Genomic DNA, 23,682 nt, shown 5'->3' with positions numbered 1-23,682 from the left:
ATAAATCATGGCCAACCATACCTTCTCCTGCATCGACGGCCACACCTGCGGCAATCCGGTCCGCCTCGTTTCCGGCGGCGGACCGCGGCTCGAAGGCGCCAACATGCTGGAAAAGCGCGCGCATTTCCTGCGCGAGTTCGACTGGATCCGCACCGGCCTGATGTTCGAACCGCGCGGCCATGACATGATGTCGGGCTCGATCCTCTATCCGCCGACGCGGCCAGACTGCGATGTCGCCGTCCTCTTCATCGAAACGTCCGGCTGCCTGCCGATGTGCGGCCACGGCACCATCGGCACGATCACCATGGCGATCGAGAACGGCCTCATCACCCCGCGCGAACCGGGCAAGCTCTCGATCGACGCGCCGGCCGGCAAGGTCGACATCACCTACCGGCAGGAGGGCCGCTTCGTCGAGGAAGTCCGCCTCACCAACGTGCCGGGTTTCCTTTACGCCGAAGGACTGACGGCTGAGGTCGAGGGCCTCGGCGAGATCGTCGTCGATGTTGCCTATGGCGGCAATTTCTACGCCATCGTCGAGCCGCAGAAGAATTTCCGCGACATGGCCGACCACACGGCCGGCGAACTCGTCGGCTGGAGCCCGAAGCTGCGCGCGGCACTCAACGCCAAGTACGAATTCGTCCATCCGGAGCACCCGGAAATTCAGGGCCTCAGCCACATCCAGTGGACCGGCAAGCCGACAAAGGCCGAAGCGCATGCGCGCAACGCCGTGTTCTACGGCGAAAAGGCCATCGACCGGTCGCCCTGCGGCACCGGCACCTCGGCCCGCATGGCCCAGCTTGCCGCCAAAGGCAAGCTGGGGGTTGGTGACGAGTTCGTGCACGAGTCGATCATCGGTTCGCTGTTCAAGGCCCGCGTCGAGGCGGCGACCAAGGTTGCCGACCGTGACGCTATCATCCCTTCGATTGCCGGCTGGGCCCGCATGACCGGCATCAACACCATCTTCATCGATGACCGCGACCCCTTTGCTCATGGATTTGTTGTAAAATGACCCAAGCAGTCTCCGCCCGCAGCATTCTTTCCGGCTCCGCCGATGGCCCCGTCATCGCCACCGAGGAGGCGCTGAGTTTCTGGGGCGGGGTCGATCCGGCAACCGGCCGGGTGATCGATGTGCACCACCCGCTGCACGGCCTCTGTCTGACCGGCGGCATCCTGATGATGCCGTCGAGCCGCGGCTCCTGCACCGGTTCGGGCGTGCTGCTCGACATGGCGCTGACCGGCCGCGCCCCGGCCGCTCTGGTCTTTTCCGAGGCCGAGGACGTGTTGACGCTTGGCGCGTTGATTGCAGCCGAGATGTTCGGCAAGTCCTTGCCCGTCCTCAGGCTTTCCCGCGAAGCCTTCAAGGCGCTCGCTCAGGCAAAATCGGCGCGCATCAGCGACGCGGCGATCGAAGCCGACGGCCTGACGATCTCGGTCGAAGCGCCAGCGACGGCAGCACTCGACCTTACTGACCACGACCGCGCCATGCTCGATGGCCGCGACGGCATTGCCGTGCAGCAGGCGATGCGCATCATTTCGGCGATGGCAGCACAGCAGGGCGCGGAAAAGCTCGTCGACGTGGTTCAGGGCCATATCGACGGATGCATCTACGCGAGCCCCGCCAATCTGACCTTCGCCGAGAAAATGGCCGACATGGGCGCCAAGGTTTGCGTTCCGACGACCATGAACGCAATCTCGGTCGACCGCGCCAACTGGCAGGCGCAGGGCGTGCCGGAAAGCTTCGGCGACCCGGCAGCAAGACTTGCCGACGCCTATGTGCGCATGGGCTGTCGGCCGACCTTCACCTGCTCACCCTATCTGCTCGACAGCGCGCCGAAGGCGGGCGAGTCGATCGCCTGGGCCGAATCCAATGCGGTGATCTTCGCCAATACGGTGCTCGGCGCACGCACGGCGAAACATCCTGACTTCCTCGACCTCTGCATCGCGCTGACCGGCCGCGCGCCGCTCTCGGGCGTCTATCTCGACGAACCGCGCAAGGCAAAACGCGTCATCGACGTCGAACTGCCTGAAAATATCGACGATGCCTTCTGGCCGCTGATCGGCTATCTCGCCGGCAAGGCAGCACCCGACCGCATCCCGTTGCTGCGCGGGCTCGCTTCGGCGAAGCCTTCGCGTGACGACATGAAGGCTCTTTGCGCCGCCTTCGGCACGACCTCGGCCGCCCCCATGCTGCATGTAGACGGTGTGACGCCGGAAGCGGACGGCGCTGCGGCCGACGACGCCGATCACACGACGATCACCCGCGCCGACATGACCGCTGCCTGGTCGCTCCTCAACGACGGTCCTGCCGAAGTCGAGCTGGTTGCGATCGGCAGCCCGCATGCCTCGCTTGAGGAATGCCGGGCGCTTGCCGACGCCTTCGACGGCCGCAAGCGGGACGGCGATGTGGCCGTGATCGTCACCGCCGGACGGGATGCGATCGCGGCAGCGCGGGTAGAAGGGGTTCTCGCCCGGCTTGAGGCAAGCGGCATCCAGGTGCTGCCCGATCTCTGCTGGTGCTCGATCTCCGAGCCTGTCTTCCCGACGAAGACCCGGGCGCTGATGACCAATTCCGGCAAATACGCCCATTATGGCCCCGGCCTTTCCGGCCGCGCCGTTCGCTTCGGCAGTCTCGCCGATTGCGTCGAGGCGGCGCTGACGGGCCGTGTGCCGGCGCGGCTTCCGGCCTGGCTCTCCTGAGGGCTCGCTTCGAGCCCGTGCGCCGCTAACCGGCGGCGCCGTCGAAGGCAGCGTGGCATCAGATGACGGGCGTGCCGACGACACCGTGAGCGGGTAGAGAGCAGGTTACGCCGAGACGCTCGCCGCCCCTATCGTTTCGGACATGCCGCCGGGGGCGTCGTCCTTCTTGACCGGCATCGAGATGTCCGACCATGCGCAGGCCCTCCTCGCATTCGCGGTCACCATCTTCCTTTCAGCCACGCCTACCTGAAGGCGACGAGAGCGCCCCTCCGGCGCGGTATTTCGACCGTGCGGATCAGGATTTCGTGAGCCCGCAGTCACGATTTTTCATTCATCGAAACAACCCCTTCGAGAATCACCAGAAAGCGAGTACTCTGAGGGAACATTGCGCATGGGACGCCGTTTATTCGAATGAGCGAGCCGATAAGCAGCGATCCCCGTCTCAGCCAGCGGCCGCGGGAGAGCATGATGCAAAAGAGCGAATGCGACGTTTTTGATCTCTTCTCGGAGATCTATACCAGTGCAGCGCAAGAAGAAATCAGCCTTCAAGAATACCTTCTCGCATGTCGCGACGACAAAAGTATGTACGCCACCGCACAGGAGCGGATGGTTACTGCGATCGGTAATCCAACCCTGATCGATACCAGCGCGGACGAACGTCTCGGCCGCATCTTCTCAAACCGAACCGTCAAGATCTATCCATCCTTCGCCGACTTCTACGGCATGGAAGACACGATCGAGCGGATCGTCGGTTACTTCCGCTACGCCGCCCAGGGGCTCGAGGAGCGCAAGCAGATCCTCTATCTGCTCGGACCGGTCGGCGGCGGCAAGTCGTCACTCGCCGAAAGGCTGAAGAAGCTGATGGAACAGCAGCCGATCTACACGCTGGCCGTCGGCGGCAAGATCAGCCCGATCTTTGAATCGCCACTCGGTCTCTTCCATCCCGACCGGATGGCCGACCTGCTCGAAGACAAATACGGGATCTCCAGGCGCCGCCTGACCGGCCTGATTTCTCCCTGGGCGACGAAGCGCCTCGATGAGGTGGACGGAGACATTTCCAAATTCAGCGTCGTCAAGCTGATGCCTTCGCGCCTGCGCCAGGTGGCCATCGCCAAGACCGAACCTGGCGACGAGAACAATCAGGACGTTTCCTCGCTGGTCGGCAAGGTCGACATCCGCCAGCTCGAAAACTACAGCCAGGCCGACCCTGACGCCTATTCCTACAGCGGCGGCCTCAACCGCACGACCCAAGGGTTGCTCGAATTCGTCGAAATGTTCAAGGCACCGATCAAGGTGCTGCACCCGCTGCTGACGGCAACCCAGGAAGGGAACTACAACGGCACTGAAAGCTTCGGCGGCTTCCCCTATCAGGGCATTGTCGTTGCGCATTCCAACGAGTCGGAATGGCTGCAGTTCAAGAACAACAAGAACAACGAGGCCTTCCTCGACCGCATCCTCGTCGTCAAGGTTCCCTACTGCCTGCGGGTCACCGAGGAACGGCAGATCTACGAGAAGCTGCTGCGCGAAAGCGAGCTCACCAAGAGCCCTTGCGCACCGGAAGTGCTCGAGAGCCTCAGCCGCTTCACCGTTTCAACCCGCCTTGCCCGCCACGAGAACTCGCCGCTCTATACCAAGATGCGGGTCTATGACGGCGAAAACCTGAAGGACACCGATCCCAAGGCGAAGTCCGTTCAGGAATATCGCGACGCCGCCGGCGTCGACGAAGGCATGACCGGCATCAGCACCCGCTTTGCCTTCAAGGTGCTGTCCGAGACCTTCAACTACGACACCAAGGAGGTTGCGGCCGATCCGGTGCACCTCATGTATATCCTGGAACAGGCGATCCGCCGCGAACAGTTCCCGAAGGAGACCGAGGCGAGCTATCTCGACTTCATCAAGTCCGAGCTTGCTTCGCGTTACGCCGAGTTCATCGGCCACGAAATCCAGAAGGCTTACCTCGAATCCTACAGCGAATACGGGCAGAATCTCTTTGACCGCTACATCGCCTATGCCGACGCCTGGCTCGAAGACCAGGACTTCAAGGATCCTGACACGGGGCAGATCCTCAACCGGGAGATCCTCGACAGCGAGTTGTCGCAGATCGAAAAGCCGGCCGGCATCGCCAACCCCAAGGACTTCCGCAACGAAGTTGTGAAGTTCACCCTGCGCGCCCGCGCCAAGAACCATGGGAAGAACCCCTCCTGGACGAGCTACGAGAAACTTCGCGACGTGATCGAGAAGCGCATGTTCGGCCAGGTCGAAGATCTGCTGCCGGTCATCAGCTTCGGCTCGAAGAAGGACAGCTCCACCGAGAAGCAGCATGCCGAATTCGTCCAGCGCATGACCGAGCGCGGCTATACCGAGCGTCAGGTCCGACGGCTGGTCGATTGGTACATGCGGGTCAACAAGGCGGGCTGACGATGCCGGAGCAGGGGATTGGTATATGCCGAATTTCATCGACCGGCGGCTCAATCCGAAGGATAAGAGCCTCGGTAACAGACAGCGTTTTCTGAAACGGGCCCGCGAGGAACTCAAGCGGGTCATCAAGGAACAGGTCAAATCCGACAGGATCATCGACGTCGATGCCGCCCACGGCGTGCCGATGCCGACCGACGGTGCCAACGAGCCGACGTTCCAGCCGGCCCGCGGCAGCGGCGCGCGCAACTATGTGCTTCCCGGCAACAAGCAGTTTTCGGCAGGCGACCGCCTGCCGAAACCGGAAGCGGGTGGGGGTGGAGGCGGCAAGGGCCGCCCCGGGACAGGGGAAAGCGAAGACGACTTCCAGTTCATCCTGTCGCGCGAAGAGGTGCTGGATCTCTTCTTTGAGGATCTGGAGCTGCCCGACATGGTCAAGCTCAGCCTCAAGGAAACGGTGACGTTCAAGCCGCGTCGCGCAGGCTTTGCCACCGCCGGCACGCCGACCAACATCAATGTCGGGCGGACCATGCGCAACAGCTTCGGCCGGCGCCTGGCGCTGCATCGACCGAAGGAAAAGGAGCTGACTGCCCTCACCGAAGAGATTGCGCGGATCGAGGCGGCCCCGGAGATTTCGCCGAAGGACCGCCAAAGGCTCAGCGAACTGCGCAGCGAACTGGAAAAGATCGAGAAAAAGCGAAGGCGCATACCCTATGTCGACCCGGTCGACATCCGCTTCAACCGCTTCGAGCAGCAGCCGCTGCCGAATGCCAATGCGGTGATGTTCTGCCTAATGGACGTCTCGGCCTCCATGGGCGAACGCGAGAAGGACCTCGCCAAGCGCTTCTTCGTGCTGCTGCACCTGTTCCTGAAGCGGCGTTACGAACGGATCGACATCGTCTTCATCCGCCACACGGACGAGGCCCGCGAGGTCGACGAGGAGACATTCTTCTACAGCACCCAGAGCGGCGGCACGATTGTCTCGACCGCGCTCGAGGAGATGATCAGGATCATCGAGGACCGCTACCCCTCGCAGATCTGGAACATCTATGCTGCGCAGGCCTCCGACGGCGACAACATCATCGGCGACAGCGAGCATTGCGCCGCGCTCCTCCGAGAGAAGCTGACGAAACTCTGCCAGTACTACGCCTATGTCGAGATCATCGACGAGCGCGAGACGGAAATCTTCGGATCGACGGACAACGGCACCGCGCTCTGGCGCTCCTATCGCACGGTGGATGGCGAGAAATCGAACTTCCAGATGACCCGGATTGCCAAACCCGCCGACATCTACCCGGTCTTCCGCAGGCTCTTTGCCCGGCAGCCGGCTACACGCACCCGGAAATGAGGGAACGACCGGATGGCTCGACGTGCGACTTCAGGTCTGCTGTTCCAGGGCTCGGACTGGAACTTCGCGACCCTTTCCCGTGCCTATGACGCAATCGAGACGGTGGCGCTCGAGGAAATGGGTCTCAGCGTCTACCCGAACCAGCTGGAGATCATTACCTCCGAGCAGATGCTCGACGCCTATTCCTCGGTCGGCATGCCGCTGATGTACCAGCACTGGTCCTTCGGCAAGCGCTTCGCCTATGAGGAGCACCACTATCGCAAGGGGCACCGCGGCCTTGCCTATGAACTGGTGATCAATTCCAATCCCTGCATCACCTATCTCATGGAAGAAAATACGATGGCGATGCAGGCGCTGGTCACGGCGCACGCCGCCTTCGGCCACAATCATTTCTTCAAGAACAACTACCTCTTCCGTCAGTGGACCGATGCCGGCGCGATCCTGAGCTACATGGATTTCGCCAAGAAATACGTGAGCAAATGCGAGGAGCGACACGGCACCGCCGCCGTCGAGGCGATCCTCGATTCGGCGCATGCACTGATGGACCAGGGCGTCTTCCGCTATCGCCGGCCGCCGCGGCTCTCCTCCGAAAAAGTTCGGGAACGGGCGCGGGAACGGCTGGAGTATGAGGAACAGACCTACAGCGATCTCTGGCGGACGCTGCCACAGACGGCCGAGAGCCATGACCCGGCCGAAGCCGAACGGGACGCTTCCGAGCGCAAGAAGGTGCTCAACCTGCCGGAAGAGAACCTGCTCTATTTTCTCGAGAAACACAGCCTGATCCTGGAACCGTGGCAGCGGGAACTGCTGCGGATCGTCCGGGTCATCGCGCAATACTTCTACCCGCAGCGGCAGACGAAGGTCATGAACGAGGGGTGCGCGACCTTCGTCCACTACACCATCATCAACCGGCTCTACGACCAGGGCCGGATTGGCGAAGGCCACATGCTGGAATTGCTGCAGAGCCACTCCAACGTCGTCTTCCAGCCGGATTTCGATGATCGGCGCTATCCCGGCATCAACCCCTATGCGCTTGGCTTTGCAATGATGCAGGACATCCAGCGGATCGCCACCGAGCCGACGGATGAGGACCGCGACTGGTTTCCGTCCTTTGCCGGAAACGGTGACTGGATGGAGACGCTACGCGACGCCTGGGCCAACCACCGCGACGAATCCTTCATTCTGCAGTATCTGAGCCCGGCCGTGATGCGCAAATTCCGGCTGTTCCATCTCGCTGACCGCGCGTCCGAGCGTTTTGTCGAGGTCGCTTCGATCCACAACGAACGCGGCTATTCGGCCGTCCGCTCGGCGCTTGCCAACAGCTACGACGTCGCCGCCAATCAGCCTGATATTCAGGTGATGGACGTCGATCTTCTCGGCGACCGGCATCTTCGATTGCAGCACAATGTGAAGAACGGAATCCTGCTGGAGGAAGGCAGCCGCGACGCGACGCTGCGCCATGTGCGCCACCTCTGGGGCTACGAAGTCAGCCTCGCCGGCGTCGACCCACAAACCGGACGCACACTGTATGAATGTTCGACTGCAAAGCATGCCTGAGCAAGACGCAAGCGGGCCGCCTCTCCCCGTCAATGCCGGCAAGGCGCTCTGGGCAACGGGCATCACAAGAATTCAGGGCAGGCATTAGAATTATTGAGTCTCAGGCATGCCCTCGGGAGCAGCGCGCTGCGTCCGCAAGACCGGACCGCCCCGCGAGACAGAATCCCGGTTTATTCTTCGGAAGAATGGATCTTCCGTCTCAGCCGGCAAGCGCTTGTGCCGCGGGCGATGTCAAGGCCGCTGCCTCCGGCGCCGCCACGGCGGCGAGCCATTCGCTGAAGGCTTTCATCGCCGGCGTGACAGGACGCGACTTCAGCCGCGTCAACCAATAGCTGCCCATAGAGGTGTGGGCGTCGAACGGCTGTCGGATCGTGCCGTTCGACAAGAGCCGCGAGAACATCAGCGGCGGCGCGAGTGCAACGCCGATCCCCTGGGCCGCAGCCTCCATCATCGCCAGCGAACTATCGAAGACGATGCCCTTCAGCAGCGGCGCCGGATAGGCGATGCCGGCCGCTTCGAACCAGTTTACCCATTCATCGGCCCGATAGGACCTGAGCAGCGTTTCGTCCAGGAGATCGGCCGGCGTCTTCAGCCGATCGGCGATCTCGGGAATGCAGAGCACGGAAAGCGGCGCCTCGAAGAGCCTGACAGCCTCGATGTTGTGCCAGGAGCCGCCGCCAAAGCGGATGGCGAAATCGAGACCTTCCGCGGCCATGTCGACCCGGTTGTTATTGGTCGAGAGCCGGACATCGATGAAGGGATATTTGGCCTGGAAGTCTGCAAGCCGCGGCAACAGCCAACCGACCGCAAAGGTGCCGACGGCACCGATCATCAGCACTTCGCGAATATGGCCGGCCTCGAAGCGTTCTAGCATATCCGCCATGCGATCGAAGGAATCCCGCAGCACCGGCAGCAATGCCTCGCCCTCGGCCGTGATCATCAGCCCGCGCGGCAACCGCTTGAACAGGGTGACGTTCAGGCGGCCTTCAAGCAGCTTGACCTGATGGCTGACCGCCGCCTGCGTCACGCAGAGCTCGATCGCCGCGCGGGTAAAGCTCAGATGCCGCGCCGAGGCCTCGAAGGCGCGCAGCGCATTGAGCGGAAGATATGGCCTGACCATGAATGCCCTAACTCATCTAATGGGTCTCGCAAATAAACGTGGTTTGTTGCTCCGGCACAATCCCTTTACGGTGAACTTGATCGGCTGACGCGGCTGTAACTTAGCAGCGTCGGCTCAGGAAGATGCGGCTGATTGCGCCGCTTACGGGGATCGATCCCATGCGCCGTTTCGCCTGGCCGTAGCGCCTGATCGCATCGTCGCCGCAGCCGACATCTCGGATGCCGGCGAAACCAACTGCCGTTCCAGACAGGCCGCGGGCCGCACGGACAATCGTGCCGGCCAGGCTGTCTATTGCCCCAAAGGTCCGCTCCGCCCTCATGAAATTCATCGCAAATCTGCTTGGCACATCCCTCAACCTCGCGACCGTCGTCGCACTCGCAGCGGCCACGGTCGTCGCGGCGCTGACGCGACACCTGCCCGATCACCGCACGCTCGCGAACTGGGAACCGGCAGTCACCACCCGCCTCTATGCCGGCGACGGCACGATGGTCGGAGAACTCGCGCGCGAACGCCGGCTGTTCCTGCCGATCGGCGCGATCCCCGCGCGCATCCGCCAGGCATTCCTTTCGGCGGAGGACAAGAATTTCTACGTCCACCCCGGGATCGACGTTACCAGCATCGGCACGGCCCTCCTGTCCAACCTCGCCAACTACGGCTCCGGTCGTCGCATGATCGGCGGCTCCACGATCACGCAGCAGATCGCCAAGAACTTCCTCCTGTCTGCAGACCGCACGGTGGAGCGCAAGCTGCGCGAAGCGATCCTTTCGCTGCGGATCGACCAGACCTACTCCAAGGACCGTATTCTCGAACTCTATCTCAACGACATCTATCTCGGCCGCGGCGCCTATGGCGTGGCGCAGGCAGCGCTCACCTATTTCGACAAGCCGGTCAGCGAACTCTCGATTTCGGAGGCCGCCTTCCTCGCCGCCCTGCCGAAGGCGCCCAACAACTACGATCCCGATCGCCAGGCGGAACGCGCGACAGGTCGCCGCAACTGGGTCATCGACCAGATGCGGCAGAACGGCTTCATAGACGCCACGGCGGCTGCCAAGGCGGCCGCCGCCCCGCTGGGCGTCGACCCGCGCGCGCCCTCCGCCGCAGTCGCAGCGGCCGACTATTTCACCGAAGAAGTCCGCCGCCAGCTCAACGCCCAATATGGCGATGCGGCACTTTACACAGCCGGCTTTTCGGTGCGCACAACGCTCGACCCGCGGCTGCAAGAGGCGGCGATGAAGGCGCTGCGCAAAGGTCTCGTCGCCTATGACCAGGCGAAAGGCTACCGCGGCCCGGTCGCCAAGCTGCCCTCGATCAAGGACTGGGCTTCAGAACTGGCCAAGCTCCGACCACTTTCGGACGTGCCGGAATGGCGGATGGGCGTGGTGCTTGCGACAGGAAGGGCGGACGCAGAGATTGGACTTCGCCCTGAGGGCAAACCGACAAACGGGACCGCCCCGGTAGAGATCATAAATCTTGCTCAGAAAGGCTCGCCCTGGGCGCTTTGCCGTTCTGCCAAGGGCAAGCGAAATTGTGCCGCAGGGATCGATGGCGTCCTGTCACCTGGCGACGTCGTCTATGTGGAGAAGCAGGAGGATGGCTACGTGTTGCGGCAGCCGCCGCTCGTTCAGGGCGCGCTCGTTTCCATGGACCCGAACACCGGTCGCGTGCTCGCAGTCGCCGGCGGCTTTTCTTATGCCCAATCAGAATTCAACCGCGCGACCCAGGCCTATCGCCAGCCCGGCTCCTCCTTCAAGCCCTTCGTCTACGCGGCCGCGCTCGACAACGGCTGGGCGCCGACGACGCTAGTGATGGACGCACCGATCGCGCTTGCCGATGGTGCGGGGCGGACTTGGAAGCCGAAGAACTATGACGGCCGTTTCAGCGGCCCATCCACCTTGCGGGTCGGGCTGGAGAACAGCCGCAACTTGATGACCGTGCGCCTCGCCCGCCATCTCGGCATGGATCTCGTCGCCGACTACGGCAAGCGCTTCGGCATCTATGACGAACTCAAGCCCTATCTGCCCATGTCGCTCGGCGCCGGCGAAACCACACTCTTGCGGCTGGTCGCCGCCTACGCAGTCATTGCCAATGGCGGCAAGGCGGTGACGCCTTCGATGATCGACCGCATCCAGGACCGCTACGGCCGCACCATCTTCCGCCATGACCAGCGCGGTTGCGACGATTGCAATGCGTCCGAATGGAGCGGGCAGGAAGAGCCGGTTCCTACCGACAATCGCGACTATGTGCTCGATCCGATGACCGCCTATCAGGTCACCTCGATGCTGCGCGGCGTCGTCGAGCGCGGAACCGCACGGAATGTCGGCTCGCTTGGCGTGCCGATTGCCGGCAAGACCGGCACCACCAATGACGAGAAGGACGTGTGGTTCGTCGGTTTCACGCCGAACATCGTCACCGGCGTGTTCCTCGGCTACGACACGCCAAAGCCAATGGGCAATGGCGAAACCGGCGGCGGCCTGGCGGCACCCGTTTTCATCGACTTCATGAAGACAGCCCTTCAGGGACGCCCAGCGGCGGACTTCCATGCGCCATCGGGCATGACGGTCGAGGCGATCGACAGGAAGAGCGGTCAGCCGGTGCCGGAGGGCACGCCGGGGGCCATTCTCGAAGCCTTCAAGCCGGGAACGGCGCCGTGCGCTGCCGGTTGCCCCGTCATCGACGGCTTCGAGACGGCGAGCACATCGGCCACCGCTGACGCCGAGCTTTCGCCGGAACTGCGCGAAAAGCTTCTCACCAACGGCAACGGGCTCTATTGACATGGCACGCCAGGTTCAGTCCCGGCCGGATCCTCGCGGCCGCCTTCTCCTCGTCATTGGCGCCTTTGCGCTCGTCTTCGGGCTTATGCTCGCGCGCCTCGTCCAGCTTGGCGTCGACGACTATGAGCGGACCGGCTACATCCCGCCACCGCCGAGCCTCGGTCGTCCGTCGATCCTTGACCGAAACGGCAACCTGCTGGCGATCGACGTACCGAGTTCCGGGCTATATGCCGAACCACGGCTGATCGTCGACGTCGATGAAGCCGTCGAGAAACTGACCGCGATCTTTCCAGAACTCGATGGGCGTGACCTCCACCGGCGGCTGAAGAGTGGTGCTGCCTTTGCCTGGATCAAGCGCCAGGTGACGCCGGCGGAGGAGCAGGCCGTCTGGAACGCCGGCATTCCCGCCATAGGTTTTCAGCGCGAGAAGCAGCGCTTCTATCCGAACGGCGCGCTTGCCGCCCATGTGCTCGGCACCGTCGACATCGACAATATCGGCATTGCCGGCATCGAGAGATGGATCGAGGGGCAGGGGCTGGAAGTCCTGCGCCAAAGCGGCATGGATCTCTCCCACCGCAATCTCGAGCCGGTCAGCGTCACCCTCGACATCCGCATCCAGCATGCGCTCGAGACCGAGCTTCGCAAAGCGATCGCCAAGTTCAACGCCAAGGCGGGCGCCGGCCTGGTGCTCGATGTCACCAATGGCGAGATCCTGGCGCTGGTTTCCTATCCCGATTTCGACCCGAATCTTCCGGTCGACGCATCGAAGCCCGATCGCATCAACCGCATCGCGGCTGCCACCTTCGAGATGGGATCGACCTTCAAGGCATTGACGACGGCGATGGCGCTCGACTCCGGGCAATTCACCCTTCGCTCCGTCATCGACGCCAGCAGACCGCTCGCCTTCGGCCGCTTCCGCATCAACGACTATCGCGGCCAGTACCGGCCGCTGACCGTGCCCGAGGCCTTCATCTATTCCTCCAACATATCGATGGCGAAGATGGCGATCGCCGTAGGCCCGGAAAACCTCAAGGCCTTCCTTGGACGCTTCGGGCAGATGTCGCGGCTGACGACGGAACTGCCGGAAAGCGCTCACCCACAATTGCCGCGGCGGTGGGGCGAGATCGATACGGCGACCGCTTCCTATGGCCACGGCATCGCCGTGACGCCGCTGCAGGCGAGCATCGCGGTGGCAGCGCTCGTCAACGGCGGTCGGCTCATCCGGCCGACCCTGATCAAGGGCGCGCCGCTGGAGGATCGCATCATTGCGCGCGATCTGATCAAGCCGGAGACCGGCGAGGCACTTCGTTATCTCCTGCGCCTCAACGCCAAGACAGGATCGGCGAAACGGGCTGAGGTCAAAGGCTACTTCATCGGCGGCAAGACCGGCACGGCAGAGAAGGTTGTCGGCGGACGCTATTCCAAGGAGCTCAACATCACGTCCTTCATGGGCGTCGTTCCCGTGGACAATCCGCGCTACCTGCTGCTCACCCTGCTCGACGAACCCAAGGGCTTGCCGGAGACCTACGGCTTCCGAACGTCCGGCTGGAATGCGGCGCCGCTCGGCGGCGCAGTCTTCGAGCGTATCCTGCCGATGCTCCAGCTGATGCCCGATTTCGAGATCGCCGATGTCAGCTTCCCCGAGATCAGCGATCAGGGCGCCTTCGGCTCGCAGCTTTTTCCGTCCTCGACGAGCAAAGGCGAGCGCAACAGGGCCGCAATCAACGGCGCACTTTGATGCCGCCTGTCCCAAATGCGGCAACGCCCCCGTGTCTCCGCGGGGGCGTGCGCAAGTGCGACAAAAGGTTAGCTCAAGCTTACCTTTCGATCATGCGGTTCCAGCGCTTGTTCCATTCCTGGCGGTTCTGGTTGATCGCATCCCAATCGAGGACCTTGGCGGTCTGCATGTTGGTCTTGAACGTCGAAAGCTTCGCGTTCGCGGCATCCGTGCCGGCCTTGGCATTGACGTTCGACGGGATGATGTTGCCGTTGTCGAGCGCCAGGCTCTGTGCCTCGGCCGAAAGCAGGTAGTGGGCGAGCTTCTGGCTGAGTTCCGGTTCGCTGTTGTTGGCAATCACGCATTCGGTGACGGCAAGTACGACGGAACCTTCCTTCGGCTGGGCGTATTCGACCGGGATACCCTTGTCCTTCAGGTTGTTGACGGCCGTTGGGGTCAGCGGGAAGATCGCGGCCTCGCCGGTCTGCACCATCTCCGAGATCTTGGCTGAGCTCGGGATGAACTCGATGACGTTCTTGCCGATCGTGTCAGAGAACTTTTCGAAGCCCGGCTCGACATTGGTCTCGCTGCCGCCCTGAATGCGGTTGAACATCAGGAAGGCGTGCAGACCGAAGCTGGAGGCGGAAGCGGACTGGAAGACGACAGCGTTTTCGAACTTCGGATCGGCCATATCCATCCACGAGGTCGGCGCCGGCCAGCCCTTCTCGTCGAAGAGCTTCTTGTTATAGGCAAGGCCAGTCATACCCATGTCGACGCCGATTGCCATGTCGTCCTTCAGGCGGGCCGCCGGCTGGATCTGGTCAAGCACCGGATCGGCAGCGATCTTCTGGCAGAGGCCACCACCGATGGCGCGGACCATCACGCCATCATCGAGCAGCATGACATGCATCTGCGGATTGTCCTTGGCCGCGGTTGCCTTGGCGAGGATATCGGCCGAGGTGCCGGGCACGACGACGACCTTGACGTCGTTCGCCTTCTCGAAGGGCGGCAGCACGTGCTCGGTATAGGCCCGCTCGAAGTTGCCGCCGTTCATGCCGATATAGAGCGTCTTGGTTTCCGCCGACGCAGCATTCTGCTGCAGGACGAAGGTCAGCACTGCAAGGGCCGTGGTTTTCGTAAGCCGTTGGTCGATCATGGTATTCCCCTTTCTGTTTACAACGAGGCTGCAGTTTCGACCGCCACCTTGCGGAAGCGGCCAATGGAAAAGGCTTGAATGGGTGTGGTCGTGCGCCCGTCGGTGACGAGCTCCGACAGCACCTCGCCGACGGCGGGTGCGGTCTGAAAGCCGGCACCGCAGAAGCCGAAGGCATGGAAAAGCCCTGATGTCGTTTCGCTTGGGCCAATCACCGGGTTGCCATCGGGCATCTCCGCCTCGGTGCCGGACCAGAAGCGGATGACCTGGGCATCCGCCAGATGCGGAAAGAGCGCGATCGCACGCTGCATGACCGAGGAGGCAGCTGTCACCGACGGGCGCGAGTAGTCCGCGTTGGTAAGCGGCAGGCCGCGACCGCCACCCATGACATAGTTTCCGCGCGCCACCTGCCGGCCGTAGAAGCTGCCGCCTTGCTCGCCCATGCTGACCGGCAGGCGCAGTGGCAACGGTTCAGTGACGACCATCGACGGATAGATCCGTGTCAGCGGGACCGCCTCTCCAAACTGGGCGGCGAAGCGATCGGACCAGGCACCGGCAGAATTGACCAGTTGTCGACAGCGGATCTCGATACCGTCACCGGCGAGGATGGCAAAACCGTTGCCGGTTGCCGTGACCTCGCGCACCGGTGTCTGCTCCAGCACGGTAACACCGGCACGCTCGGCCGCTCTTGCGAATGCAGGTGCCACGAGGCGCGGATTGGCATGGCCGTCATCGGGGCAGAGCGAAGCGCCGACCGCCTTCGCCGAAAGCCAGGGAAACCGATCGGCCAACGCCGATCCGGCGACGAGTTCGAGCCCGAGACCATAATCTCTCACGGCCTCGGCATAGGCCTCGAGCTTGGCAAAATCCTTCTCGGTGCGGGCGAGCTTCAAATGGCCGGAGCGGACATATTCGGCATCGATGCCGATCATCGCCTTCAGCTGCGGCCAGAGCCGATGCGCCCTTTGTGACAGCGGCAGTTGCTCCGGCGATCGGCCTTGCCGGCGCACGCCGCCATAGTTCACGCCGCTCGCCTGCGCGCCGCAATAGCCCTTGTCCAGCAGAACAACCGAAAGTCCGGCCTTGCGCATGGCGAGTGCTGCGGAGCTGCCGACCAGCCCGCCGCCGATGATCGCGACGTCGACGGAGATGCGCCGGCTCATGAACGGACCTCCGCCTCGACACGTCCGCCAAAGCCGAGCGGGATCGGCTTCACCGGCGCCTGGGCACGCAGGCGGCCGACCTCACCCGCAGACGTAGCGCATGCGCCACTCAGCAGTTCGGTCGCGGCAGCAGAGCACATCCGTCCCTGACAGCGCCCCATGCCGACACGGCTCAGCGCCTTCAGGCGGTTGATTTCGGTGATCGATCCTGACGCAATGGCCCGACGCCCCTCAGCGATGGTGATTTCTTCGCAACGGCAAAGCGTCGTTTCGTCCGGAACTGTCTCGAACCAGTCATCCGGGAAGGGGAAGGCCTGTTCGAGGATGTCGCGCTGGCGCAGAATCGCCTCGCGTGCCGCCACCAGTCCCGCGGCATCCGCCAGTGCTCGCCCCGTATCCTCAAGCAGAGCCGCGGCTGCGAGTTCGCCCGAGATTTCCGCGGCATCCGCACCGGCAATACCGCTGCCATCACCGGCAACATAAACGTCCGATCGGCTCGTGCGTCCCAGGGCGTCGCGCTCCGGCAACCAGACACGGTCGCGCGCGTCGAAGCGGAACCGGCAGCCGGCAAGATCGGCAAGCTGTGTTTCCGGGCGAAGGGCAAAGCCATAGGCGAGCGCATCACAGGCAATCGACTCGACAGCTTCGCCTGTGAGCGTGCGTCGACGATAGCGAAGACCTTCGACCTGCGACGTGCCCAGGACCGCCTCGGGCCTCACGCCGTAGCGGATTTTTACACCGGCAAGCTGAAGCTGCAGCCCGTAGAACAGGCCAAGCGCGACGATCCGCGGCGCATGCGCGGCAAGCGACAGCAGGTACCGCTTCGATGTGACGGGTGCTGTGTCGAGCACCGCCTCCACGCGCGCGCCGGCTTTCATGTATTGCCAGGCGACGAGATAGAGCAGCGGCCCGGAGCCCATGAAAACGACGCGGTCGCCGATCGTGCAGCCTTGCGCCTTGAGTGCTGTCTGCGAGGCGCCAAGCGTATAGACGCCTGGCGTCGTCCATCCCGGGAACGGCAGGACACGATCGGTCGCGCCGGTGCACAGGATCAATTGCGAAAAGCCGATCTGCCTGTGAACACCTGATGAGAGAATGTCGAGCTGGTTGCCACGTTCGGGTGCCGAAATGTTCCAGACGAGCGTTTCTGGTCGGTAGTCGATGTCTGGCAACAGCGCCTCGAAGGCCTGGTGCAACCTTTGTGCCTTGCCCGCTTCCGAACCATAGCGGCTCCGGTAGGATCGTCCGTCCTCGATCAGCGGCCGGCGATAGATCTGGCCGCCAGCGCGTTGGCCTTCGTCGAGCACGATCGGTCTGAGACCGGCGCGGACGACGCGCTCGGCGGCGCGAATGCCCGCGGGTCCGGCGCCGACGATGACCGGCTGCAGAGGCTTACTCATGGATCGCCTCCGCCATCGCGCCGAGATCGGTGATGAAGGCCATGCCCGGCTCAAGCGCCGTGCTGCAGGCCCTGATGCGACTGCCGTTCGCCAACATCACGTAACAATCCTGGCAGGCGCCGATCAGGCAGAAGCCGGCGCGGTCCTCGCCAGTGAATTCGGTTTGCCGGAGGCGGCCGCTGACCGACAGGATCGCCGTCAGCACCGTATCGCCGCGGCGACCGGTTTCGGCCATGCCGTTCAGCGTGAAGGGCACGGGTGTCTCGTCCAGCCGGTAGCGCCGGCGAAATTGTGCATGCATCGTCATCGGACCTCAGCCCTTGCCCACCAGGAGCCGGTCGAGACCGAACAGGCGATCGAGAATGATCATGGTGACGGTTGCGAGCGCGATCATCAGCGTCGAAACGGCGGCCATCATCGGATCGATGGATTCGCTGGCATACATGTACATGCGCACTGGCAGGGTGACCGTCGACGGCGAGGTCACGAAGATCGACATGGTCAGTTCGTCGAAGCTGTTGATGAAGGCGAGCAGCCAGCCGCCGCTGATGCCCGGCAACATGAGCGGCATGGTGATCCGGCGAAACACCGTCCATTCGGCCGCTCCGAGCGTGCGCGCTGCATTCTCGGCGTTACGGTCCATGCTGGTGAGCGACGCAAGGATCAGCCGCAGCGTATAGGGGGTGACGACGATCGCATGGGTGGCGACCAACCAGCCGAAGGATCCGCCCATACCCATCAGCGAGAACAGCCGCAGGAAGGCAACGCCGAGAACCAGGTGCGGGATGATCAACGGCGACAGGAACAGGGCATTCAGCGCTTCGCGGCCGCGGAACTCGTAGCGGGTGATCGCCAGCGCCGCCGGCACCGCAAACACGGTGGAGATCGTCGCCGAAAGCAGCGCCAGCCGGACGCTGTTGCCGAAGGACGACATGAAGTCGGCGTGGTGGAAGACCGCCTCGAACCAGCGCAGCGAAAACCCGTTCCAGGGCATCGCCAGCGTGTTTTCCGGCGTGAAGGCAACGAGGCAGACGACGACCATCGGCGCCAGCATGAAGACGACGACGAGGCTGTGGAAGGCGAGAGCAATGGGTCCGTTTCTCTGCATGGCTTCAGCCCAGCTTGCGCTTTGCCTGCCGCTCGATGAGGCGGTTATAGGCAAGCATGATCACGAGATTGGCGACGAGGACGATGATCGCGATGGTGGCGCCAAGCGGCCAGTTCAGCTCGATCAGGAACTCGTCGTAGACGAGCGTTGCCGCCATTTTCAGCCGCCGGCCGCCGAGCAGCCCGGGGATGGCAAAGGAACTTGCCGAAAGCGCAAAGACGATCAAGCTGCCGGAGAGAATGCCGAGGGAAGCCTGCGGGAAGACGATGCGGCGTAGCGCCGTGAAGCGCGAGGCGCCAAGCGTGAGGGCTGCCGCCTCGACCGTCGGGTCGAGCTTCTGCAGCACGGTCCAGACCGGGATTACCATGAACGGCAGCATGATGTGCACGAGGCCGATGACGATCGCCGTCTCGGTGTAGAGAAGCTGCACCGGGTCGAGGCCGACAATGGCAAGTGCACTGTTCACGAAGCCGTTCTTGCCGAGCAGCATGCTCCAGCCGAAGGTTCGCACCACCACGGACACCAGCAGCGGGCCGATGATCACCAACAGGAAGATCGACCGCCAGGGCTTGCGCATGTTCGAGAGGACGTAGGCCTCCGGCACGCCGATCAGCACGGTAATGACCGTCGTCAGAAGCGCCAGACGCAGCGTGCGCCAGAAGGTCGAGAGATAGTATTCGTCCTGCAGCACCGTCAGGTAGTTGGCGAAGGTGAAATCGCCCTGGATGCCGGCCGTATAGTCATAACTGTTGAAGGACAGGATGACCGTCAGCAGCAGCGGCAACAGGACGAGACCGATGAAGAACAGGGTCGTCGGCCCGGAGAGGGCCAGGGGCGCGAGCAGTCGCGGCTTGATGGCGGAGGTCGCGGCGTCCATTACTTGGCCGCTCCCGCGAGAACACGACAATCGGCGCTTTGCCAGGCGAGGCCAACGGTTTCGCCCTCGACCGGCGGCGGCGCGCCGAGGTTGGGAACCGCAACGGCAAGAACGCCCGCCGGCGTCTCGGCGCTGACCAGCCACTGGCTGCCCATGAAATAGCGCGTCGTCACCTTGCCCTGGATCTGGCCTTCGGCCGGCGCCGTCAAACGCAGCTTCTCCGGACGGATGAAGACCGAGACCTTGCCATCCGGCTCGCGGTGATCGGTATTGAAGCGGATCTGTGTGTTGTCGATGCTGATTGACGCGCCCTTGCCGTTGAAAGCCGCGGTCGCGCGCAGGAAATTGGACTTGCCGACGAAGGACGAGATGAAGTCGTTGCGCGGATGCTCGTAGAGCTCGTAGGGCGTATCGACCTGGGTGATGCGCCCCTTTTCCATGACGACGACGCGATCGCTGATCGACAGCGCTTCGGCCTGATCATGGGTCACCATGATCGTGGTGATGCCGACGGTCTGCTGGATGCGGCGCAGCTCGAACTGCATCTCCTCGCGAAGCTGCGCATCGAGGTTCGACAGCGGCTCGTCGAGGAGCAGCACCGGCGGATTGATGACCAGCGCACGGGCAATCGCCACGCGCTGGCGCTGCCCGCCCGACATCTCGCGCGGGTATCGATCGGCAAGCGCCGAGAGATGGACGAGCGCAAGGATTTCCTTGATGCGCCTGTCGCGCTCCGCCTTTGGGATCTTGCGCATCTCCAAACCAAAGGAGACGTTCTGCGCAACGGTCATGTGTGGGAAAAGTGCGTAGCTCTGGAACACGACGCCGAGTTCCCGCTGCGGCGGCGGCAGGTGGGTGATGTCGCGCCCGCCCATGGTGATCGTACCGGCGGAGGGACGCACGAGCCCGGTGATCATCTGCAGGGTCGTCGTCTTGCCGCAACCGGACGGGCCGAGCAGCGAGATGAACTCGCCCTTTTCGACCGCCAGATCGAAATCATGAACGGCCGCAACCGACCCATAGAACTTGGAGACCTTCTCGAGGTTCAGGAAACTCATGCTCACTCTCCCGTGGGTCGCTACCCAGGGATCGCCTGCCCCGTTTTTCTTGTCGGCGATCCCGGCGGCTGCGACACGTCGTCAACCATTAAACCTTGTCTCGGGTGATGCGATTTCTACCGGCGCAACCGCGACGACAAAGGCGCGATTTTGCGATCGGGATAGCCGCCCGGCTACCCACGTTTTGGCGCATCCACCCTCAAGAAAGGCTTGTGAATTAACTCCAGGAAATTGACGAAAAACACAAACGCAATTTTCTATTTCGGAATTTTTTGTTAGAAAAGTCCGATATACGGAATCTTGTCATGTGAATTTTGAGAGATTTGCGCACATGTCGGAATTAGAGAATGCAGGAAGCTCCAGCCTCGGGAAGGCAATCCATATCCTGAAAGACCTCGCGGAGAACGCGACGGAGGGTGTGCGGGTGATCGATCTCGCGCGCAGGCTGAATCTCACCCAGCCGTCGGCGCACCGGCTGCTGAAGAGCCTGATCGCCGAAGGGCTGGTCGAGCAGATGCCGGACAGCAAATCCTATAGGCTGTCGCTGGAGTTCTTCTCGATCGCGTCGCAGGCGCGACGGCGCGACGGCATTCTCGACATCGCCCGGCCATCGCTTCTCAGGCTCTCGGCCACCTTCAACGACACCGTCTTCCTGCTGGTGCGCAGCAATTTCGATGCGATCTGCCTCGACCGCGTCGAAGGCCCCTTCCCGATCCGCTCCTTTACCGGTGACATCGGCGGCAAGGTGCCGCTCGGCATTGGCCAGGGCAGCATTGCCATCCTCGCCCATCTCCCCGAAGAAGAGCGTGAGGCGATCATCAAGTTCAACATGCCGCGCATCATGGATCGCGCCGCGATCGACGAGGTGGACCTGCGCATCAAGATCGAGGAGGTCAGGCGCATCGGCGCCGCGCAGATGAACTTCGAGATGATCGAGGGCATGGCCGGTCTCGGCGTGCCGGTGCTCGACCGCAACGGCATCGCAGTCGCCTCGTTGAGCATCGGCACGCTAGCGTCGCGGCTCACCGAAAACCGAAGCGGCACCATCACCGACCTCCTGAAGGCCGAGGCGCAGGCGATCAGCAGCAAGCTCAATCCCTTCGACCCGACACTGCGCTACCCGGCATCCGCCCTGCGTGCCGCCCAGAAGAGTTGAGAGGCACATTCGTCGCAGCTCAATGACAGCACACATCTCGATGAAGGCGCGGGCGAAGCACGGCCCGTCACCTCGATCGATCCATCGGGTAACTTCAGAGAACGCTTCATGGCGACACCGACGGCTCGCATCCAGCCGTCGGGCATCCGCCGGTGCTCCGTCGATGTCGTCGGCCTCGTGACGTTTGCAGGGCGTTGTAAATCACCTCGGCGGCGCTCAGTACCAGCGTCTGACGCCTTCGGCCGAAGCGTCGAAGCGGACCTCGAAGCCTGCTGCCGCGAGGATGGCCTGAAGATGGAGCGTCTCGCTGCCGCTATTGGTGAAGCCGTGGCGGCGGAGCGGCGGCACAACGAGAGACTGGCCGGGCAAGACGATCATGCGCTCCTCCTCGATCCACATCTCGGCTTTGCCGGCGATCACCGTCAGGACCTCCTCAACGGGATGATGATGCGTCGGAGCACCCGCGCCGGGCGCAACCCATTGCTCGAACAGGCACAATTGCGAGGCGCCGCTCGCTGCGGAGATCAACATCCGCGTTTCGACGCCGGGCCGCCATAGTTCAACCGGCCAATCCTTATGCACGATCGCTTTCATGCCGGCCTCCCCACGCCGAAGATTCCCGCCGCGTTTGCCGCTGCGATCTTATCAGCTCTGCCACTCCGCTACGATCGATGACTCTGAACGACCGCACCGATGGATCGGCATCACAGGTCCGCCCGCATTCGAGGGCCAGCGCGGCGGAGCCATGGCAGTCGGGCGGCAAGCAACAAAAGGGGCGGCGCTTGAACGCCGCCCCTCAGAGGAGAGAGCCCTGGGTCAGTTGATGACCTGAACCACCGTTCTCGACTGCGGCTCCACGATCACGCGCTGGTCGTTGACGACCGCGTATGCATAGCGCGGGTTGTCCGGGACAGGCGTCAGAACGACGGCTGTCGGGATCGGCTTGCCGACCACGACCCGCTCCTGGACGACGACAGACGCCGGAGCCGGCTGCTGCTCGACATAGGTGACCACTTCCGGCGGCGGAGGCGTCAGCGCTCCACCGAGCGCACCACCCACCACGGCGCCGACACCGGCACCGATCGGGCCGCCGACGACAGCACCCGCTGCCGCACCGCCGGCCATGCCTGCGGCCGTACCGGCTTCCTTGTTGGCGTCCTGAGCAAAGGCGGAGCCTGCCAGTAGAGCAGCAACTGCCGCCGTGATTACAAGCTTATTCATGATCTCATCCTTTCGTTCGATCGCAAACTCAACGAAAGGGATAATCATTTGTTCCGATATTTCCTTCCTGTTTTCGGATCACGCTTGATATATTCCGTTAATATTGGCCTACGTATTCGAGATGAACACCGAATATGCCTTACATGTTTCAGCAAATAACGATTGGATACTTTACGTTCCGCGACAATATTCCGAAGGATTGACCACTGAATCTTGAAATTGTCGGCTGATCTGCAAACTGTAGGCTTCCACCCGAGGCACACGATCACCACGCTAGTCGCGGGGCAACTTGCCAAGCAGCAGTTTGTTCCCCTCCCTGTTTCCGCAACGCGAACATTTGAGTGTTCGGTCGATCGAATTGAGGTGGATATCCCACCCGCGGGCGCTGGCTATCGCCCGACGGTCAATTCGCCCTTGATGCCGGCACAGCCCGCACTTCGCCACGAGCACATACCATTCCGGCAGCAGTTCCAGGGTCGCGCCGTAGCCGGCAGCATCTTCGCGCGGCATCAGATCGATGCTTCGACGATGCCTCATAGTCAGTCCTCTCGAAGCTTCGTCTCGACCCGCCCATCATCGCGCGCGGGCAGCCGCTGCTTCCGGGTGGATTGCAAAATCGGTGCCGCGCCAGGCGCCCCCGCAGCGGCACGCCGGTCCCGCTGTCGTCGTTACTTTATCACCGTGCTGAACCGTCGAGCCGAAGCGAAAGCTGCACGCCGCCGCGTTTCAGTCGCGGCAGCGGCGGCGTCATGTCGATGCGTCCGAAGGTCCGCTTACGCCATTCCGCTTCGTGTTCGCGTTTCTTCCGGGCGGCTGCAACGGCAGCCATGGCGCGTTCGATCACTTCTTCCGTATGGGTCATGGTTTCTCTCCGGTTCATGGGAAACCTCCATTTGTTCTTGTTATGTTCTTATTTTAGCA

The 23,682-nt window shown here is 62.9% G+C and carries 20 protein-coding genes; 8 read left to right on the top strand and 12 right to left on the bottom strand.

The annotated features are described in order from the left end of the window. The first annotated feature begins 7 nt into the window (after positions 1–7). From PWG15_RS32000 to PWG15_RS31980, 5 genes are all read left to right on the top strand, one after another. The gene (locus PWG15_RS32000; RefSeq protein ID WP_275025642.1) at positions 8–1,009 is read left to right on the top strand and encodes a 4-hydroxyproline epimerase; all 1,002 of its coding nucleotides are present in this window, start codon (positions 8–10) and stop codon (positions 1,007–1,009) included. After that, positions 1,006–2,697, top strand: a complete 1,692-nt coding sequence (locus PWG15_RS31995; RefSeq protein ID WP_275025640.1) for a cis-3-hydroxy-L-proline dehydratase — start codon at positions 1,006–1,008, stop codon at positions 2,695–2,697. The genes PWG15_RS32000 and PWG15_RS31995 overlap by 4 nt, the downstream gene beginning before the upstream one ends. A gap of 468 nt (positions 2,698–3,165) precedes the next feature. Then, a complete protein-coding gene (locus PWG15_RS31990) occupies positions 3,166–5,115 on the top strand; it encodes a PrkA family serine protein kinase (protein ID WP_275025639.1) in 1,950 nt (649 codons plus the stop codon). A 25-nt stretch (positions 5,116–5,140) separates the two neighbouring features. Next, a complete protein-coding gene (locus PWG15_RS31985) occupies positions 5,141–6,460 on the top strand; it encodes a YeaH/YhbH family protein (protein WP_275025638.1) in 1,320 nt (439 codons plus the stop codon). Between the two features lie 12 nt (positions 6,461–6,472). Next, positions 6,473–8,017, top strand: coding sequence for a SpoVR family protein (locus PWG15_RS31980; protein ID WP_275025637.1), 1,545 nt, complete (start codon positions 6,473–6,475; stop codon positions 8,015–8,017). A 199-nt stretch (positions 8,018–8,216) separates the two neighbouring features. Here the strand turns inward: PWG15_RS31980 and PWG15_RS31975 are convergent, their stop codons facing one another. Beyond that, on the bottom strand, positions 8,217–9,137 hold the full coding sequence (locus PWG15_RS31975; protein ID WP_275025636.1) for a LysR family transcriptional regulator: 921 nt from the start codon (positions 9,135–9,137) through the stop codon (positions 8,217–8,219). A 100-nt stretch (positions 9,138–9,237) separates the two neighbouring features. Next, the gene (locus PWG15_RS31970; protein WP_275025635.1) at positions 9,238–9,465 is read right to left on the bottom strand and encodes a hypothetical protein; all 228 of its coding nucleotides are present in this window, start codon (positions 9,463–9,465) and stop codon (positions 9,238–9,240) included. Here PWG15_RS31970 and PWG15_RS31965 point away from each other — a divergent pair. Next, positions 9,455–11,908 carry a penicillin-binding protein 1A gene (locus tag PWG15_RS31965; RefSeq protein ID WP_275025634.1) on the top strand — a complete coding sequence of 818 codons (2,454 nt, stop codon included), beginning with the start codon at positions 9,455–9,457 and terminating at the stop codon, positions 11,906–11,908. The two genes, PWG15_RS31970 and PWG15_RS31965, sit on opposite strands and share 11 nt — an antisense overlap. A gap of 1 nt (position 11,909) precedes the next feature. Continuing rightward, entirely contained in the window at positions 11,910–13,646 is a 1,737-nt protein-coding gene (locus PWG15_RS31960) for a peptidoglycan D,D-transpeptidase FtsI family protein (protein ID WP_275025633.1), read from the top strand. Between the two features lie 79 nt (positions 13,647–13,725). Here PWG15_RS31960 and PWG15_RS31955 read toward each other — a convergent pair whose 3' ends face one another. Genes PWG15_RS31955 through PWG15_RS31925 form a run of 7 tightly spaced genes read right to left on the bottom strand, consistent with a single transcriptional unit; the run spans position 13,726 to position 20,384 of the window. After that, positions 13,726–14,781: an ABC transporter substrate-binding protein gene (locus PWG15_RS31955; protein WP_275025632.1), complete on the bottom strand. Its 1,056-nt coding sequence runs from the start codon at positions 14,779–14,781 to the stop codon at positions 13,726–13,728. 17 nt (positions 14,782–14,798) lie between these two features. Next, positions 14,799–15,941 carry an NAD(P)/FAD-dependent oxidoreductase gene (locus PWG15_RS31950; protein WP_275025631.1) on the bottom strand — a complete coding sequence of 381 codons (1,143 nt, stop codon included), beginning with the start codon at positions 15,939–15,941 and terminating at the stop codon, positions 14,799–14,801. Continuing rightward, positions 15,938–17,341 (bottom strand): FAD/NAD(P)-dependent oxidoreductase, encoded by a 1,404-nt coding sequence (locus PWG15_RS31945; RefSeq protein WP_275025630.1) that lies wholly within the window; start codon positions 17,339–17,341, stop codon positions 15,938–15,940. Before PWG15_RS31945 ends, PWG15_RS31950 begins: the two co-directional genes overlap by 4 nt. Then, positions 17,334–17,648 (bottom strand): (2Fe-2S)-binding protein, encoded by a 315-nt coding sequence (locus PWG15_RS31940; protein WP_275025629.1) that lies wholly within the window; start codon positions 17,646–17,648, stop codon positions 17,334–17,336. The genes PWG15_RS31945 and PWG15_RS31940 overlap by 8 nt, the downstream gene beginning before the upstream one ends. Before the next feature lie 6 nt (positions 17,649–17,654). Further along, on the bottom strand, positions 17,655–18,449 hold the full coding sequence (locus PWG15_RS31935) for an ABC transporter permease (protein WP_275025628.1): 795 nt from the start codon (positions 18,447–18,449) through the stop codon (positions 17,655–17,657). Between the two features lie 4 nt (positions 18,450–18,453). Further along, complete coding sequence (locus tag PWG15_RS31930) at positions 18,454–19,326, bottom strand: ABC transporter permease (protein WP_275025626.1); 873 nt, start codon at positions 19,324–19,326, stop codon at positions 18,454–18,456. Continuing rightward, complete coding sequence (locus PWG15_RS31925) at positions 19,326–20,384, bottom strand: ABC transporter ATP-binding protein (RefSeq protein ID WP_275025625.1); 1,059 nt, start codon at positions 20,382–20,384, stop codon at positions 19,326–19,328. The genes PWG15_RS31930 and PWG15_RS31925 overlap by 1 nt, the downstream gene beginning before the upstream one ends. 331 nt (positions 20,385–20,715) lie before the next feature. On the opposite strand from PWG15_RS31925, the gene PWG15_RS31920 reads away from it, so the two are divergent. Further along, the gene (locus PWG15_RS31920) at positions 20,716–21,540 is read left to right on the top strand and encodes an IclR family transcriptional regulator (RefSeq protein ID WP_275025623.1); all 825 of its coding nucleotides are present in this window, start codon (positions 20,716–20,718) and stop codon (positions 21,538–21,540) included. Positions 21,541–21,756: 216 nt separating this feature from the next. Here the strand turns inward: PWG15_RS31920 and PWG15_RS31915 are convergent, their stop codons facing one another. The 3 genes from PWG15_RS31915 to PWG15_RS31905 all read right to left on the bottom strand — a co-directional run bounded on the left by PWG15_RS31915 (position 21,757) and on the right by PWG15_RS31905 (position 23,623). Next, positions 21,757–22,134, bottom strand: coding sequence for a cupin domain-containing protein (locus tag PWG15_RS31915; RefSeq protein WP_275025621.1), 378 nt, complete (start codon positions 22,132–22,134; stop codon positions 21,757–21,759). Positions 22,135–22,356: 222 nt separating this feature from the next. Further along, positions 22,357–22,761, bottom strand: coding sequence for a DUF1236 domain-containing protein (locus tag PWG15_RS31910; RefSeq protein ID WP_275025619.1), 405 nt, complete (start codon positions 22,759–22,761; stop codon positions 22,357–22,359). Positions 22,762–23,437: 676 nt separating this feature from the next. Next, positions 23,438–23,623: a hypothetical protein gene (locus PWG15_RS31905; protein WP_275027288.1), complete on the bottom strand. Its 186-nt coding sequence runs from the start codon at positions 23,621–23,623 to the stop codon at positions 23,438–23,440. Positions 23,624–23,682 lie beyond the last annotated feature (59 nt).

Origin of the sequence: Ensifer adhaerens, from assembly GCF_028993555.1 — a bacterium.
GTDB classification, from domain to species: domain Bacteria; phylum Pseudomonadota; class Alphaproteobacteria; order Rhizobiales; family Rhizobiaceae; genus Ensifer; species Ensifer adhaerens_I.
Note: the sequence above shows the minus strand (reverse complement) of the source record. Positions and strands in the feature narration are given on the sequence as shown.

Bases quoted from the DNA above. Each gene is read 5' to 3' on its own strand.
- PWG15_RS31985 (WP_275025638.1), top strand. From the start codon at position 5,141: ATGCCGAATTTCATCGACCGGCGGCTCAATCCGAAGGATAAGAGCCTC.
- PWG15_RS31915 (WP_275025621.1), bottom strand. From the start codon at position 22,134: ATGAAAGCGATCGTGCATAAGGATTGGCCGGTTGAACTATGGCGGCCC.
- PWG15_RS31990 (WP_275025639.1), top strand. From the start codon at position 3,166: ATGCAAAAGAGCGAATGCGACGTTTTTGATCTCTTCTCGGAGATCTAT.
- PWG15_RS32000 (WP_275025642.1), top strand. From the start codon at position 8: ATGGCCAACCATACCTTCTCCTGCATCGACGGCCACACCTGCGGCAAT.
- PWG15_RS31925 (WP_275025625.1), bottom strand. From the start codon at position 20,384: ATGAGTTTCCTGAACCTCGAGAAGGTCTCCAAGTTCTATGGGTCGGTT.
- PWG15_RS31935 (WP_275025628.1), bottom strand. From the start codon at position 18,449: ATGCAGAGAAACGGACCCATTGCTCTCGCCTTCCACAGCCTCGTCGTC.
- PWG15_RS31975 (WP_275025636.1), bottom strand. From the start codon at position 9,137: ATGGTCAGGCCATATCTTCCGCTCAATGCGCTGCGCGCCTTCGAGGCC.
- PWG15_RS31930 (WP_275025626.1), bottom strand. From the start codon at position 19,326: ATGGACGCCGCGACCTCCGCCATCAAGCCGCGACTGCTCGCGCCCCTG.
- PWG15_RS31920 (WP_275025623.1), top strand. From the start codon at position 20,716: ATGTCGGAATTAGAGAATGCAGGAAGCTCCAGCCTCGGGAAGGCAATC.
- PWG15_RS31965 (WP_275025634.1), top strand. From the start codon at position 9,455: ATGAAATTCATCGCAAATCTGCTTGGCACATCCCTCAACCTCGCGACC.
- PWG15_RS31950 (WP_275025631.1), bottom strand. From the start codon at position 15,941: ATGAGCCGGCGCATCTCCGTCGACGTCGCGATCATCGGCGGCGGGCTG.
- PWG15_RS31955 (WP_275025632.1), bottom strand. From the start codon at position 14,781: ATGATCGACCAACGGCTTACGAAAACCACGGCCCTTGCAGTGCTGACC.
- PWG15_RS31960 (WP_275025633.1), top strand. From the start codon at position 11,910: ATGGCACGCCAGGTTCAGTCCCGGCCGGATCCTCGCGGCCGCCTTCTC.
- PWG15_RS31995 (WP_275025640.1), top strand. From the start codon at position 1,006: ATGACCCAAGCAGTCTCCGCCCGCAGCATTCTTTCCGGCTCCGCCGAT.
- PWG15_RS31910 (WP_275025619.1), bottom strand. From the start codon at position 22,761: ATGAATAAGCTTGTAATCACGGCGGCAGTTGCTGCTCTACTGGCAGGC.
- PWG15_RS31905 (WP_275027288.1), bottom strand. From the start codon at position 23,623: ATGACCCATACGGAAGAAGTGATCGAACGCGCCATGGCTGCCGTTGCA.
- PWG15_RS31970 (WP_275025635.1), bottom strand. From the start codon at position 9,465: ATGAATTTCATGAGGGCGGAGCGGACCTTTGGGGCAATAGACAGCCTG.
- PWG15_RS31945 (WP_275025630.1), bottom strand. From the start codon at position 17,341: ATGAGTAAGCCTCTGCAGCCGGTCATCGTCGGCGCCGGACCCGCGGGC.
- PWG15_RS31940 (WP_275025629.1), bottom strand. From the start codon at position 17,648: ATGACGATGCATGCACAATTTCGCCGGCGCTACCGGCTGGACGAGACA.
- PWG15_RS31980 (WP_275025637.1), top strand. From the start codon at position 6,473: ATGGCTCGACGTGCGACTTCAGGTCTGCTGTTCCAGGGCTCGGACTGG.